This is a genomic window from Spirulina sp. CS-785/01 (assembly GCF_028330525.1).
GTDB lineage: Bacteria > Cyanobacteriota > Cyanobacteriia > Cyanobacteriales > Spirulinaceae > JAQMSD01.
Window position 1 is genome coordinate 1 of sequence record NZ_JAQMSD010000312.1, and the last position, 15,411, is coordinate 15,411.

At 46.5% G+C, this 15,411-nt stretch carries 14 protein-coding genes and 2 pseudogenes; 3 read left to right on the plus strand and 13 right to left on the minus strand.

The window, feature by feature from the left end; translation table 11 throughout:
- Window positions 1-524: 524 nt before the first annotated feature.
- The 11 genes and pseudogenes from PN462_RS20530 to PN462_RS20580 all read right to left on the minus strand — a co-directional run.
- The gene (locus PN462_RS20530; RefSeq protein WP_272130705.1) at window positions 525-731 is read right to left on the minus strand and encodes a hypothetical protein; all 207 of its coding nucleotides are present in this window, start codon (window positions 729-731) and stop codon (window positions 525-527) included.
- 375 nt (window positions 732-1,106) lie between these two features.
- On the minus strand, window positions 1,107-2,393 hold the full coding sequence (gene nifB, locus PN462_RS20535) for a nitrogenase cofactor biosynthesis protein NifB (protein WP_272130706.1): 1,287 nt from the start codon (window positions 2,391-2,393) through the stop codon (window positions 1,107-1,109).
- A 158-nt stretch (window positions 2,394-2,551) separates the two neighbouring features.
- Window positions 2,552-3,961 carry a nitrogenase component 1 gene (locus tag PN462_RS20540; protein WP_272130707.1) on the minus strand — a complete coding sequence of 470 codons (1,410 nt, stop codon included), beginning with the start codon at window positions 3,959-3,961 and terminating at the stop codon, window positions 2,552-2,554.
- 148 nt (window positions 3,962-4,109) lie between these two features.
- On the minus strand, window positions 4,110-5,456 hold the full coding sequence (nifE, locus tag PN462_RS20545) for a nitrogenase iron-molybdenum cofactor biosynthesis protein NifE (protein WP_272130708.1): 1,347 nt from the start codon (window positions 5,454-5,456) through the stop codon (window positions 4,110-4,112).
- Window positions 5,457-5,626: 170 nt separating this feature from the next.
- Window positions 5,627-5,944, minus strand: a complete 318-nt coding sequence (locus tag PN462_RS20550) for a (2Fe-2S) ferredoxin domain-containing protein (RefSeq protein ID WP_272130709.1) — start codon at window positions 5,942-5,944, stop codon at window positions 5,627-5,629.
- 176 nt (window positions 5,945-6,120) lie between these two features.
- Window positions 6,121-7,500 (minus strand): nitrogenase molybdenum-iron protein subunit beta, encoded by a 1,380-nt coding sequence (gene nifK, locus PN462_RS20555; protein WP_272130710.1) that lies wholly within the window; start codon window positions 7,498-7,500, stop codon window positions 6,121-6,123.
- 20 nt (window positions 7,501-7,520) lie between these two features.
- A pseudogene (locus tag PN462_RS20560) lies at window positions 7,521-8,186 on the minus strand (nitrogenase component 1); the annotation flags it as partial.
- Between the two features lie 128 nt (window positions 8,187-8,314).
- Window positions 8,315-8,710: a P-II family nitrogen regulator gene (locus PN462_RS20565; RefSeq protein ID WP_272130713.1), complete on the minus strand. Its 396-nt coding sequence runs from the start codon at window positions 8,708-8,710 to the stop codon at window positions 8,315-8,317.
- Window positions 8,711-8,839: 129 nt separating this feature from the next.
- A complete protein-coding gene (locus PN462_RS20570; RefSeq protein ID WP_443029244.1) occupies window positions 8,840-9,205 on the minus strand; it encodes a P-II family nitrogen regulator in 366 nt (121 codons plus the stop codon).
- A 91-nt stretch (window positions 9,206-9,296) separates the two neighbouring features.
- On the minus strand, window positions 9,297-9,758 hold the full coding sequence (locus PN462_RS20575; RefSeq protein ID WP_272130716.1) for an iron-sulfur cluster assembly scaffold protein: 462 nt from the start codon (window positions 9,756-9,758) through the stop codon (window positions 9,297-9,299).
- Window positions 9,759-9,772: 14 nt separating this feature from the next.
- Window positions 9,773-10,720: pseudogene (locus PN462_RS20580) on the minus strand (aminotransferase class V-fold PLP-dependent enzyme); the annotation flags it as partial.
- A 44-nt stretch (window positions 10,721-10,764) separates the two neighbouring features.
- On the opposite strand from PN462_RS20580, the gene nifV reads away from it, so the two are divergent.
- Window positions 10,765-11,877, plus strand: a complete 1,113-nt coding sequence (nifV, locus tag PN462_RS20585; RefSeq protein WP_272130718.1) for a homocitrate synthase — start codon at window positions 10,765-10,767, stop codon at window positions 11,875-11,877.
- 374 nt (window positions 11,878-12,251) lie between these two features.
- On the opposite strand, the gene PN462_RS20590 is transcribed toward nifV, so the two are convergent.
- Both PN462_RS20590 and PN462_RS20595 read right to left on the minus strand, forming a co-directional pair.
- Entirely contained in the window at window positions 12,252-13,406 is a 1,155-nt protein-coding gene (locus PN462_RS20590; protein WP_272130719.1) for a DUF58 domain-containing protein, read from the minus strand.
- Window positions 13,407-13,531: 125 nt separating this feature from the next.
- Window positions 13,532-13,927, minus strand: coding sequence for a Fur family transcriptional regulator (locus PN462_RS20595; protein WP_272130720.1), 396 nt, complete (start codon window positions 13,925-13,927; stop codon window positions 13,532-13,534).
- A gap of 102 nt (window positions 13,928-14,029) precedes the next feature.
- On the opposite strand from PN462_RS20595, the gene purS reads away from it, so the two are divergent.
- The gene (gene purS / locus PN462_RS20600) at window positions 14,030-14,308 is read left to right on the plus strand and encodes a phosphoribosylformylglycinamidine synthase subunit PurS (protein ID WP_272130721.1); all 279 of its coding nucleotides are present in this window, start codon (window positions 14,030-14,032) and stop codon (window positions 14,306-14,308) included.
- Between the two features lie 81 nt (window positions 14,309-14,389).
- The gene (gene purQ / locus PN462_RS20605) at window positions 14,390-15,085 is read left to right on the plus strand and encodes a phosphoribosylformylglycinamidine synthase subunit PurQ (RefSeq protein WP_272130722.1); all 696 of its coding nucleotides are present in this window, start codon (window positions 14,390-14,392) and stop codon (window positions 15,083-15,085) included.
- Window positions 15,086-15,411: the final 326 nt, after the last annotated feature.

A 15,411-nucleotide genomic window follows, 5' to 3' on the forward strand; every position in this document is an offset into this window, starting at 1 on the left:
ATTGTTCAATTTTTGTTGACTTAGAAAGGGACGAGCGTGCAGACTCAGCCATAAATCCTGTAAAAAGGTAGGCTACCTTGAGAGGGTCATCACACCCAAGTGTAAACGCCAGCACTTGGCTCTGTGGTCTGTAATTAAACTGAATACCAACGATAAATGAAGGTAGTGTTACAGACGTAAAAAGCCCTTTGAAGTTTAATGAAGAATTACAAACTATTAATGGGGAATATCAACAAAAGATTCGAGAATTAACGGAACTGAATAATGATATAGATAATTTATATTGATTTAATCCAAATCAAGGGAATTGCATATGAATTGTTAATTGTTGATTATTAATTGTTGATTATTAATTGCAATGGGAGTCAATCATCACGGTTCATCACAGACGTAGAGTGGACAAGCTACATTTGCAGAGCAGTTTCACCAATACAACAGAACCCCCATTGCTCAATAAACAGAAGATCACCTAGGAAAAATCATCTCTCAAACAAAACAAGAAAATGGTTGTTTAAGTGAGAGAACTAAGCCGTCGTATCCCATTCAATATCCTGCCGCCACACTGCACGCAGAATACGATTTAAAGTCCATTCTTCCTCTTGAGTTAAATGCCCTTCAAGAATCGCCGTTTGCAGTCCGTAGCGATCTGCTAGGGTTAACTTATGGTTACGTGCGGCAGAGGCATAAAGTTCAGTAATCGCGTGGGGTAGTAAATTAGCAAGTTGTTCCATTCTTTCTATCGTTTCTCCTGATCACGAAGGTGTACTGTATCTAGTATAAACCTCTACCCTCCCCTTGGAATCACCCGATGGGATTGTTCCCATTGAGGGAGTTGATAGTTGAGAGTTGATAGGGAGGAGATGGGGGAGATGGGGGAGATAGGGGAGATAGGGGAGATGGAGGAGATGGGGGGGGAAGAAGTGAGGAGAGAAAAGTGAGAAGTGAGAAGTGAGTAGTCTGTAATTTTTTCTCTATCCTCTCTCCTCTATTCTCTCTCCTCCCTCTGGGGGAGAACAAAGAACCAAGAACAAACAACATTACTGTTTACTGTTTACTGTTTACTGTTCCCTTTTTCACCAACAAACAACAAACAACAACCCAAAATCCTACCCACACCCTAAACCATCACCTCCACAACCTTGGCCTTTCACTACACCCACCACAGGACGTTTGCGTTTTAACTTTGAGAGATCATCCCCGTTATACACTGCTTTTAACCCGATCTCGATAAATCCCTCCATTTCTACCGGAGTGACTCCACAGCGTTGTAAAATCTGTTTGGGATTCTCACCAATACTACTGGCCAATAAAGCGCGACAGTCTGGGAGAGCATTGGCTAACTTTTGCCACCGTTCAAACCCTGTCCCCGGTTCTGGGGTTAAGCGTTCTTCAACCAATTGAAACCCTTGTTCGGTTTCTTGCCAAATTTGCACTTGTTCCGCTTGGCCTAAATGTTGATTGACCAAAACCCCCTCATAGGTGGCTACCGCTACATAAGGGCGGGTTGTGGACTCCGTAGGGATGGTTTTCTTAGCACAGGCCAATAGACACCCGTGAAACTCCTCCGACTGGTCTGCCCCCAGTAACCCCACCGCATCTGCTCGACAGCGTGTACAGTGGCGCATTTGCGGTAAATATTCTTCGCATTCCTTGCGAATTTTATTCATCATCCGATTATCGGGTTCAATGAGAGACTCGAAGGGGGTATCCGCAGTGGGGAACATGGCCATGGCATTGAATAGATCAACCCCTAATTCTTTCATCTTGCGGGCTACTTCAACAATATGATGGTCGTTTACTCCTGGAATAACGATACAGTTGGCTTTGACGATAATATTGGCGGCTTTGAGGTTTTGAATGGCGGTTAATTGCCGTTGTAAGAGCAATTCTGCTCCTTTGCGTCCCTGATAGACGGTTTTGCCATCTCTCACCCAACGATAGACTTTCCGGGTAATTTCTGGGTCGATGGCGTTGATGGTTACGGTGACGTGAGATACGCCAATTTCGGCGATTTCGGTGATATATTCGGGTTTGAGGTTGAGGCCGTTGGTGGAGAGGCAGAGGATTAATTCGGGGTATTTCTGCCGCAATAAGCGCATGGTTTGGAGGGTTTCCTCGGCATTGGCGAAGGGATCACCGGGCCCGGCAATTCCGGCGACGGTGATGCGGGGTTCTTTGGCTAGCACCTGTTCCATGTAATGCACGGCTTGGGGGGGAGAAAGGACGGTGCTAGTTACTCCAGGTCTGCTTTCGTTGACGCAATCATATTTGCGGTTGCAATAGTTACATTGAATGTTACATTTCGGAGCAATGGGCAAATGGACTCGCCCAAATTGGCCTTTAACTTGAGGGTTAAAGCAAGGATGGTTTTCGTAATTGATGGTTAGTGTCATGAGTCTTTTTGGGTGAAAAGAAGGAACAGGGAATAGGGAATGGTAATCTGTGATGCAGGGATAGGCTAGAGAAGAAAGAAGTGTTGGTCTCTGGTTGTTGATGAGGAGTTGTCAGTCATTTAACTGTCAACTCTCAACTCTCAACTCTCAACTCTCAACTATAGATAGCCGTAACCTACGGGGGAGTCGGCTTGTTTTTTCTCTAGGACGGCGTTCACCAGTTGGTCGTAAAGGCGTTGTGTGCCTTGATAACCGAGGTGGAGGGTGCGTTGACCTCCGAAACGGTCATGGATGGGGAAGCCGACTCGTAAGAGGGGAATTTGTAATTTGCGGGCGAGGGGATAGCCTTTGCTTGTCCCTATTAGGAGATCAGGTTGCAATTGTTCGATTTCTTCGGCTATTTCGTAGAAGTCAAACCCTTCTTTGACGAGGGGGGGTTCGCGTAATAGTTCTTGGGTAACGGCGGTGATGGCTTCTTGAAAATGCCCGCTTTTGCCCCCAGAGGCGCAGAGAACGGGTTTTACGCCGATTTCTGCCAAAAATGCTGTAATGGCTACACAGAGGTCTTCTTCGCCATAAACGACGGCTTTCTTGCCAAAGATGTATTTGTGACCATCTACATAGGCATCGACGAGACGGCCTCGACGTTGGGTATATTTGCGGGGGGTGGGTTGTCCGGTGGTGGTTTCGAGGGTGGCAAAGAAGCGATCGCATTCCCGCAAGCCTATAGGCAATCCTAACGCATAATGGGGGACTGAATGGCGATCGCGCAATAATTCCCCTCCAGTATTCCCTGTGGCCGCCAACACTCGGCCAAACTCTAATGTCGCTTTGGCTTGGTGCATCTGTGCAATATCGGCCACTGGAGTCCCCCCTTCAGGAATTTTCGCATATTCATCCGTGGCGGGAGCATCCAAGGTGTCGGAATAGTCGGGCAAAATTGTCCCTGCTATGCCAAAATCTTCTAAAATATCCCGCAAATGCCGTAAGTCTTCCGGGGAAACCAGTCCTGGAATAATATTAACATTGGGGATAATGGTTTTCGGTGCAATTGCAATGGTGTTCATGTCAGTTTTTCCCACTAATTGATCAATCACGGCCTTGACGGTGGCGTGAAATCCTTCCATGTGCGTCCCACTGTAGCTAGGGGTGGCTACATTAACTAAGGTGGGTAAACCTTGGTCGCCAAATTCTTCATTAAATTCATACAAGAATTGTGGGACATCATCGCCAATGGTTTCGGTGAGACAAGTTGTGGCAATACCCACCATTTTTGCCTCATATTTCTCCATGACATTGAGTATCCCTTTTTTAAGATTTGGACCCCCACCATAAACGGCGTGTTTTTCACTCAGAGAGGAGGACGCTATATCAATGGGTTCACGAAAATGGCTAATAATATACCGCCGCATATAGGTGGCACACCCTTGTGAACCGTGTAAGTAAGGCACACAATTTTCAATCCCTCTAAAGGCAATACAAGCTCCTAATGGTTTACACAGTTTACAAGCGTTAGTCGTTGAGACGTAGTTGGTTTTATTGGTTTGGTTGCTTTTAGTTTTAGTCATTTTCTTGGGGATGGGTAGTGGGTGATTGATAAGAGCTTAGAAACCGGGTTTCTCTCTACATTTTGCGGTTAATATTCACGGTTATTTCAGAAAGCCAATTTCTACCTTTATTCAATGAGAAAAAATAAAGAACAAAATTAACTATCAACTATTTATTGTTTCTGGGAACAAACCGCCAAACTGGACTCATGACTGTAGAATGCACTTCTTTAGCAAAATTGAGCATTCCCACAAAGCCTTCTAGGGCTTCTTTTCGTTCGTGGTTGTGGTCACAAAATCCCAGTCCCAATTTATAGGCAATGGGTCGCTCTTTTACCCCGCCGACAAAAATATCTACATCTTTTTCTTGTAAAAATGCTGATAATTCTAAGGGGTTGGAGTCATCCACAATAATTGTCCCTTCGTCGGTGATTTCGTGAAGTTCCTGATAATCTTCACTTGTCCCGGTTTGTGACCCCACCATAACGACTTTCATGCCTAATAAACGAAAGGCTTTGACTAGGGAAAATGCTTTAAATGCACCCCCCACATAAATGGCTGCTTTTTTCCCTTCTAAGTCTTGGCGATAGGCTTGTAACTGGGGATAAAGGACGGATAATTCTTCGCGGACTAGGGCTTTTGCTTGTTCTAAAATACTGGGATCATCGGGGAAGAAATTGGCTACTTTGTAGAGAGACTCGGCCATGTCCTCAACGCCAAAATAAGACACTCGTACATAGGGGATATTGTAATCCTCTTTCATCATTTTAGCGAGGTCTAGGGTTGCCCCAGAACATTGTACAACATTGACGGCTGCACCATGCGATCGCGCAATATCTCCCACACGACCATCCCCGGTAATATTAGCCACAACTTGTAGTCCCATCCGTTCAAAATATTGGCGAATAATCCAAATTTCTCCGGCTAAGTTAAAATCGCCCAAAATATTAATACTGTGGGGGGAAACATCGTCAATATTTCCTGTTCCCACTAAGCGAGACATAGCCCGACAAGCGGCATTATATCCCGCCCGTTTATTGCCTTTAAATCCTTCAGATTGAACGGGAATCACTGGGATGCCTTTTTCCTCGCTCATCCGCTTACAAATGGCTTCTAGGTCATCTCCAATAATGCCCACAATGCAAGTTGAATAGACAAAAGCGGCATTGGGATGGTGACGATCAATGAGTTCATTTAAAGCATTGGTGAGCTTTTTTTCCCCACCAAAAATAACATCTCGTTCTTGTAAGTCGGTAGAAAAGCTGAGACGGTGGAGTTCTGGCCCGGAAGATAATGCTCCACGAATGTCCCAAGTATAGGCTGCACACCCGATGGGGCCGTGAACTAAATGGACTGCATCTGCGATAGGATAAAGGACTACTCGTGACCCACAAAAGACGCAAGCACGTTGACTCACAGCCCCGGCTAAACTATCACGATCGCAGGATATTTGAAAAGGAGCATTTCCTTTACGATGAACTTGATCGGCACGTTCTTTTAAAATTGGATTATTCATGGATTTATTGTTAGTTTTAGGTTGTTCGTTGTTAGTTTTGGGTTAATTTCTTACGTTCTACTTTCTGTTCCCAGTTCCCTAGTCCCTGTTCCCTTAAATAAAAAAAGGAGTTGCAGAGATAGAACTAAATTAAATCTGAAACTCCTTTCAATAAGGCTATGAGGAGACAGCTAACTAGCAAAAAGATAATCAGATGCAGGTTCGCCTTCTTCTAACGCATCGAGAATTTCGTCAATTGCGTCTTCATTCACTTCACCGTACCAGTAATTATCGGGATAAATCATCATTACCGGCCCGTGATCACAGAGTTTCAGACATCCTGTAGAGGAGATAAGAACATCATCTAAACCGCGATCAACAATTTCATTTTCGAGGTACTGGATGAGGGATTTGGCTTGCTTGCGATCGCAAACGCCCTGGGCCTCTCCCCCCGCACGAAACGAGGCACAAACGAAAATATGGTGTTTGGGTTTTTGTAACTTACTCATGATCTTTCTAGTGTTCGCTATTTTGGGAGTGAGAAACCGGGTTACTTATCCACAGTGGGGATTATTTTTAAGTCTTTGCCAGAAACCCGGTTTCTGTTAGTGAATGATTAGGTGTTGAGACTCTTGGGGATTGGTCATTTGCCCGAAGAACAAAGAACCAAGAACAAAGAACAACCTTAAAGAACTAACTCAAAAACCTCATCAGGATCATCCCGATCTTTGCGTTCCAGCAGGGTATTGAGGATATTGCACAGCAGGTGGATACTCCCCTGATATCCCAAAGTGGGGAAGTAACTGTGGCCCACCCGGTCTAAAATCGGGAAACCAAAGCGGACAAAGGGGAGGTCCTCAGCACGAGCAATATATTTGCCGTAAACATTGCTCACCAGCAGATCAACAGGTTCATTCTTAATCAACTGATGGAGATAGAATAAATCCGTGTCATCTTTGATCACCGCTTCGGGGACAACATTTTGCAGAATTTCTGCACACCGTTGTTTAAAATACTTCGAGGAAGTTCCCGTAATTACATAAACGGGTTTGGCCCCACAACTGACCAAGAATTCCGTCATCGGCACAACTTGATCCGGGTCCCCAGAGACCGCTACGCGCTTGTTATACAGGTATTGCTGCATATCGGTCATAATATCCACTAACCGTCCGCGATCGCGCTTCAGAGAAGCAGGAGGCGTAATTCCGGTGGTTTCAATCAAGGTCTGCACCAAACGGTCTGTAGCCGCCACCCCAATAGGTAGATCAAGGAGTTGATAAGGCACATTGCACTTAGTCTCCAGTTCCTTCGCTGCGGCCCGAGACGCATCTGGCCCCAGAGCAATAGTCGTTTGAGCATTCCCCGTCCGGTGTAAGTCCTCCACAGGAGTCCCCCCATAAGGATACATCTCAAAAGACCCGGTTTGCGGCGTATCCACCACATCAGAGGTATCTGGGAACACCACCGCATTTACCCCTAATTGGGCGAGAAACTCTTTCAAATGCCGAGTATCCGCAGGTTCAACATAGCCCGGAATAAAGTTAATATAGGGCGTTTCGGGGGGAGTCTCCGTCTTGTCGGCCAAATAGGTGACAATGGCCTTAGTCATATTCGACCACCCTGTAATATGTGTTCCCACATAACTAGGCGTATTCGCATGGATAACCACTTTTCCCTCTGGGATAATACCGCTTTCCCGTGATTCCCGGATAATAGTGGGTAAGTCATCCCCAATGGTTTCCGATAAACAAGTCGTGTTGATAGCGATGACATCGGGATCATAAAGTTGATAGATGGTTTTGAACGCATTGCGCAAATTTGCCCCACCACCAAACACCGATGACCCTTCCGTAAAGGAACTGGTGGCGGCCATAATGGGGTCCCGATAGTGACGGGTGAGGTGGGAACGGTGATAAGAACAGCACCCTTGAGACCCGTGAGAGTGGGGAAGACAGCCATGAATGCCTAATGCTGCATACATCGCCCCAATGGGTTGACAGGTTTTCGCCGGGTTGACTCGTAGGGCTTTACGTTCGACTAATTCTTTAGGGGTTGCTTCTAGCATGATGTTCTCCTAACTTCGTGGTTTACGGTATAGCCCGGAATTTCTTCGGTTTCTTGGTCAGCCCCGATCCAATTTTTGAAAATGCCGTTATTGGCAATATGGTGTCCAGCCGACTGGGAAACCCCTTTGTATCCTTCACAGTTAAAGGACATCACGCTAATGCCCAGTTTGTCGGACATTTCTTTGGCGGCCCCTTGGATATCATCTCCAATTAACCCTACTGGACAGGTGGCATGGACGGTGATGGCTTTGGGATGGAAGGTATCGTAGGCTTCTTGAATGGCGGTTTTCAGCTTACCCACCCCACCAAACACGATGTCGTGTTCGTTCATGTCGGTGGTGAAGCAGTAATGGATGAAATTTTGCCCTTCTTCACGGGGTTTAAATTGGTTGCGTCGGGTTAACCAGGAATAGTAGGAACAACCGACAGGCCCGTGAACAATATGGATGCAGTCGCCAAAGGGGGCAACCACCACCCCTTTACATCCCGCAAAAGCGCAACCCCGTTGGGTGATAATGCCGGGGGTGGTGCGGGCATTGGCTTGTATTTCTTGGGTGGGTTCGTTCCCATCCCGGACGACAATATGTTTGGCCCGTTTTTTGGCGACTTTTTTCGGGTAAGCGGTGATAATATCTTCTACGGTGCTGGTGGTTTGTTCTGGGCTGACCGGGGATTGCGATCGCATGACCGTTTCATTGGCCTGAGCCGCAGCTTGTTCGCTAGTTGGGGTATAATTCTCAGTCATTCTTCCTTTCCTCGTGTTTTGCTAGTCTGTCAGAGTTGTGAATCTGTAAGAGTATTGTTGCGTTCGGGTTATGCCCCCATCTCATCCACGGCTAACCGTCCGGTTTCTCCGGTCCGAACCCGGATACTATCGAGAATAGGTAACACAAACACTTTGCCGTCTCCAGGGTTTCCGGTTTGGTTGGTTGCAATGATGGTTTCAACCACCGCTTGCACTAACTCGTTCGGTACAACTACACTAATCAGCCGTTTGGGAATTAAGTGGGGGACACGGGCCAACAGGGGTAACACTTCATTGGCATCTTCAGGATGGGCATTTAAAGTGTTGACCACTTCCGCTTCCATCGCTTGGCGGCCTCGGCCCACCACTTTCACAGCATTAAAGCCCGGAAACCCAGCATCAATCAAGGCTTGTTTAGTTTGGTTGATGCGATTCATGCGAATAATAGCTAAGATTTCTTTCATGGTTCTTTACACAGTGCAGGGACTGTTCTGTGTCCTCGAATAGGTATAGATACAATGAAGGGTAATCAGTCTTGGAGAGACAATGAGGAGACACAATAGAACGGAGAACTGATTACCCGTAGAATGGGCTTAAACGGTCGCTAAAGAAGGACTGGGGGTATCGGTTGCCCCTTCTTGTACCCCAGTGCTGACGGTGTACACGGCTTCAACCGGACTAACAAAGATTTTACCGTCCCCATAAGCCCCTTCTGTTCCTGTTTTGGCGGTTTCTAAAATCGTCCGTAAGACGGTTTCTTTATCCTCTTCGGGGACCACCACCATTAACATTTCCTTGGGCAGTTCATCATAATGGACATTGCCGATTTTGAGACCCCGTTGTTTGCCTCGTCCAAAGACATCCAGCTTCGTGGCGGCGGGATAACCCGCTTCTAACAGGGCTTGTAAGACATCCGCCACTTTTTCCGGACGAATAATTGCTCGAACCATTACATTCATGAGAGTTAAACCTCCAAATTTTGCAGAGATGGTTTGCAGAGATCAATCGAGGGGAAAGGGTAATCAGAGGGACTGATTACCCCGCCAACCGTTAGCCGTATAAGCCGTATTTCACCAGCAAGTCTTCTAATTCTTGGTTGCTGATGGGGGTGGGAATGATTTGATCGGTATTTTCATCAATGGCTTTCGCCAAAGCCCGATAATGCCCCGCTTGTTCGCAGTCGGGATCAAATTCAATGACCGTTTGACGGTTCAATTCTGCCCGTTGGACCATGTTATCCCGAGGCATGAAGTAAATCATTTTCGTGCCAAGTTTTTCGGCGAGAGCATTAATAATGGCCGAGGCACAACCAAAGGTTTGAAATTGGGCATCTATAATGCGATCGCAAGTCTGATCAATCCGCAAATACAACCGTAATGCGTCCCCACAGACAATACTGCCAATTTCCCCCATGGCCACCGTTTCATTCTCCTGGCAGTCGGCCAAGGCAATGGCTCCCATATTGTGAGGATGATGAAATAAATCCATCACTGTATCTGTATAATCCCACATAACTAGATTCCCCCTTAATAGTCGTCTGTACTCGATGCAGAAGCCATCACAGACTCCTGTTGCAAGGTGTCTAACCATCCTTGCGTTGTCTCGGATTCCCGTTTAAAGGGAGAAATATCCCGTAACCGTTGCACCACCTTGGGTAATAAATATAAAACCCGTTCAATTTCGGCGGAGGTGGTATAACGGGATAAACTAAAGCGAATCGATCCATGCAAAACCGTATAAGGCAAACCCATTGCTCGCAGAACATGAGAGGGTTCTAAGGACCCGGAGGTACAAGCTGAACCCGACGAGGCACAAATCCCATAACGGTCCAAGGAGAGTAAAATGGCCTCCCCTTCAATGTACTTAAAGCCAATATTGCTGGTATTCGGCAATCGTAACGCAGGATGTCCATTCACTTGACAATCGGGAATCTCCCGGAGGATGGTTTGTTCCAAGCGATCGCGCAAGGCCCGCACCTGAGTCTGTTCCTTTTGTAGAAAAGATTGCGCCAGATCAGCCGCTTTCCCTAAACCAACCATCGCGGGGACATTTTCTGTCCCCCCACGACGGCCTTTTTCCTGATGGCCTCCCACCAGAAGCGGTCGAAACCGCACCCCCCGACGCACATATAACACTCCAATCCCTTTGGGAGCATGGAGTTTATGGCCGGACAAAGTTAAAAAATCAATGGGACTATCTTGCAAGTCTAAGGCAATTTTCCCCACCGCTTGTACTGCATCTACATGGAACAAAATCCCGTGACTTTTCACAATTTGTCCAATACGTTCAATGGGAAAAATCGTCCCTGTTTCGTTATTGGCAGCCATCACCGATACCAAGACTGTATCTTCCCGCAATGATGACCGCAATTCCTCTAAATTGAGCATCCCTTTACTGTCCACTGAGAGGTAGGTGACAGAATAGCCTTGTTTTTCTAGGCGTTTGCAGAGATTCAAGATAGCGGGATGTTCCACTCATGTTTAACCCCCCACCCTCCCCACCCATGGGAAAATCTGCAATGCCTCAAATCAACGACACCACCCTGCGAGATGGCGAACAGGCCGCTGGCGTGGCGTTTTCTTTGGAAGAAAAAATCACTATTGCCTTGAGTTTAGCGGCCATCGGAGTCTCGGAAATTGAAGTGGGAATCCCGATTATGGGGAAAGAAGAACAGAGAGGAATTCGCGCGATCGCAACCTTACTTCCCCATACCCACTTAACCGGATGGAATCGTGCCTTACGCTGCGACATCCAAGCCTCCATTGATGCGGGATTGAGCCATGTACACCTCTCCATCCCCGTCTCCCCAGTGCAAATTCACGCCAAACTCGCCGGCCTCCCCAGTCAAGTCTTTACCCGCTTACAAGAAGCCATCAGTTTCGCCAAAGATCAGGGGTTGTGGGTATCCGTCGGGGGGGAAGATAGTTCGCGGGCCGAGGACTCTTTTTTAATTGAAGTGGCCCAAGCGGCCCAAACTTGGGGGGCCAGTCGGTTTCGCTTCTGTGACACCGTTGGTATTCTTGATCCCTTCACTACCTATCAGAAAGTCCAACATCTGGTGAATGCCTTAAACATTCCCGTCGAGATGCACACCCACAACGACTTAGGCATGGCCACAGCCAATGCGATCGCAGGAATCAAAGCCGGGGCCTTATCCGTTAATACTACCGTCAATGGTATGGGAGAACGAGCCGGAAACGCCGCCCTAGAAGAAGTCGTCATGGCCTTAAAACGCATTGACAACCTTGATCTCGGCATCAAAACCCAACAACTAGGCCAACTCTCCCAACTGGTGAAACAAGTTTGCGGCCACACCCTCCCCCCCTGGAAAGCCATCGTCGGAGAAAACGCCTTCACCCACGAATCCGGTTTACATACCGACGGCATCCTCAAAAACCCCCAAACCTACCAACCCTTCCCCCCCGAAGACGTAGGAACAACCCATCATCTCGTCGCCGGAAAACATTCAGGCCGCCACGGGTTATGTAACCTCCTCGCCACCCAAGGCATCCACCTCGAAACCGAACAAGCACAACTCCTCTTAACCCAAGTCCGCCAACAGTCCACCCAATTAAAACGTCATCTCACCCCCGATGAGTTAAAAACCCTCAGTCAACAAGTTAACCAGTAATCAGTAATCAGTAATCAGTGCAGTTCGCAGTACGCAGTTGATAGTTGATCTTAACCCGTTTTAACGGGTTTTAGCTATTAGCCTTGGGTTTTAACCCAAGGCTAATAGCTAATTATTAATTGTTTTTAATTAATTATTCTTGATTAATTATTAATTGTTCTTGATTAATTATTCTTGATTAATTATTAATTGTTCTTGATTAATTGTTCTTGATTAATTATTAATTATTCTTGATTAATTGTGCTTAATTAATTATTAATTATTCTTGATTAATTGTGCTTAATTAATTATTAATTATTCTTGATTAATTGTGCTTGATTAATTATTAATTATTCTTGGTTAATTGTGCTTAATTAATTATTAATTATTCTTGGTTAATTGTTAATTGTTAATTGCAACTGCTTCTCCAAAGCATCCTGCGAATTAATCACCAAACCCGGAATTCTAGTATCTCGGACATTGAGAGAGGTTTGCTCATCGGGAAAGAGTAGATAAAGACTACCGAGGGGTAAATTCTGTAACTGACTGGGGGTTGAGGATAACCAAATGAGGGGAACATCCGTCGGGGGACTATACTTTTGGTCTTCCTCCAAATAAGTCGCGGCCAAGGTTTCTAACACCACGCGATTCCCATGAACTAATCCAGTTTTTGCTGTCCATAATTTAATATTCAATTGGGCGCGACTAGCGTAAAAATAGAGAGAAGCAGCACTGGTGACGGCCCGTTCAAAACAACGACTCTCCCAACTTTCTCCACTATCCAAACAGATCACCACCTCTCGGCCTGAAGTCATTACCTCTAACTCTCGTACCTGTAAATCCCCAAATTTCGCACTGGTGCGCCAATGAATTAAACGGGTGGGATCACCGAAACGGTAGGGTCTGAGGGTTTTAGTTACCCCTTCCGTGGCAGTTTGGTAGCGGCGATCGCTCTCTGCTTGTAAACTCTCCTCTCGTCCAATTGTATCCACTAACGGACAAGACCGCAGGGGTAAAACTTGTGGGTAAACAATGGCCTTGGCCGGAAGGGGACGAGACCGACGACACCAAAAGAGGCCGAAGGGGTTTGCGGTGCGCAATTGTACCTTATCCCAATAATAAACCCCTCGTTTCTTGGCGGGATGATAGTAGGTTAAAGTGTGGGAACTGTGGGGAGGGATGAGTTCAATGGACTGGGGAGGAAATTGGCCCAAAACCGAGGGGGAGTCCTCATACAGTTGTAAAAGGGTTTTGCTGCGAGGGGTGGGGTTTTCGACGGTGAGTTCGAGGGGAAGTTCATCCCCAACACTGACGGGGGGAATGGTGCGACGACGGACGCGCAGTTGAGACAGAGAACCCATGGCCAAAACGGCGGCCACCCCTAATAAGGCTAAAATAAGGCCACTGAGGGCATAAAGCCAACCCGCCATGGTGTTTGTCGCTGCACCAAAAAAGGCTAAGGCCAACACTAACAACACCATCCCCCCATAACTCGGGGTAGCCCAGTGGGTTTCTAGCCAATTGTTAATTTTTTTAATCCAAGTCTGCATAGCAGTAATCAGTAATCAGTAAACAGTAATTAGCATCCTAAGGTAGAGGGCAGAGGGCAGAAGCACCGAATAAGGAGGAAGTTAGGCTAAGAAGAAGAATTGGTCTAAAAAAACTTGACAAAATACTATTTTTGTGTATCTTGTTCTTTTTGGCAGCGATCGCACAAACCAAAAAATTCTAGGGTGTGGTAATACACTTTAAAATCGTGGGAGTCTTGGAGTTGGTGTTCGAGTTCATGGACGGGACATTCTGCGATCGCAATGGAACGGCCACAATTGAGACAAGTGAGATGGTGTTGGTCTTGGTGGACTAAACTGTAGAGGGATTCCCCATTAGGGAGGGTACGGACTTGCACCAGTCCATCTAATTTTAAGGCTTCTAGGGAACGGTACACCGTGGCCAATCCCATATTTTGCTGATTTTGGCGGAGTTTCAAGTATAAATCTTGGGCCGAAATGGCTTTATTGAGGGTTTTTAGGAGGTTGAGGATTTTGGCTTGGGAACGAGTCCGAGTTTTCATGGGTTTTGGGTGGATGGCGATCGCAACTAAATCTAAGCTATCAAGAGATGCGTCTCGTTTTACAATTGATCTGAATCTGGTTTTCTCCCTTTGTATTATCTCATGGCTATTCAGTTCAAAGCACGAATCTATGTCACCCTCCGTCCCTCGGTTCTCGATCCTGCCGGGGTGGCAGTCCAATCCGGACTCCATCAACTGGGGTATGATAGCGTTGAGGGGGTGAGAATCGGCAAGTACATTGAGTTACAGTTAAGCGCGGAAAACCAAACCGCCGCCGAAGCACAGTTGGATCAAATGTGCGATCGCTTGTTAGCCAACCCCGTTATCGAAAATTATTGTTTTGAACTCGACGAAGTTCCCGCTTTAGCAGTTGATCGTTGATTGGTAATGGATAATAGATAATAGATCATTGATGACTGTTCCCTTTTTCACCAAGAACAAACAACCAACAACAAACAACAAATGAAATTTGGCGTTATTGTATTTCCGGGGTCTAATTGCGATCGAGATGTGGCTTATGTGACACGCGAGTTACTGGGGTCATCAACCCGGATGGTCTGGCATCAAGATACCGATATTAGTGACCTAGATGTGATTATTGTACCGGGGGGATTTAGTTATGGCGATTATTTGCGCTGTGGTGCGATCGCAAGATTTTCCAACGTAATGAATAGCATCCTCGACCACGGGAAACAAGGGAAATGGGTTCTGGGTATCTGTAACGGGTTTCAGATTTTAACCGAAGTGGGACTCTTACCAGGTGCATTAGTCCGGAATCGAGACTTACATTTTATCTGCGATCGAGTCCCCCTGAAAATCGAACGCACTGATCTCCCCTGGACTCGTCACTACACCCCCCAACAAGTCATTACCCTCCCCATCGCGCACGGAGAAGGCCGCTACTACGCAGACCCAGACACCCTCAAACAACTTGAAGACCAACAACAAATCCTCTTTCGCTACTGTAGCGCAACGGGAGCAGTCAACGACAGTAGCAACCCCAACGGATCACTCAACAATATTGCCGGAATTGTTAACTCATCGGGTAACGTCTTAGGTATGATGCCACACCCCGAACGAGCATCTGATCCCATCCTACAAGCAACCGATGGAATGGCACTCTTTCAAGGATTATTGGATGGAGTTTTAGTGGGATAGGGAGCGTTTTGTGAATTCCCTCATTCTTGCTGGGACTCTCTCCTCAAGAAGAATACTGGGGGATTTCACCCCGGTTTATTTTTCTTATCCTGATATCTTTACAGAAACTTCATAGAAAACCACCGAAAACTTTATCCTAACTTCACAAAAACCCTTGATTGCTCCCTAGATTCTCGAATAAGATAGCAGGGCGAACGCACACAATTCTTCATAATTGCGAGAGGTGATGGGGGGATGCGAACAACACTTTAAGAAGATAATCGTCATCCCAACCGGCTTTGAGACGTTTAGCATGGACTCCTCCTCGAGCCGAGCGGTCTTGAGCC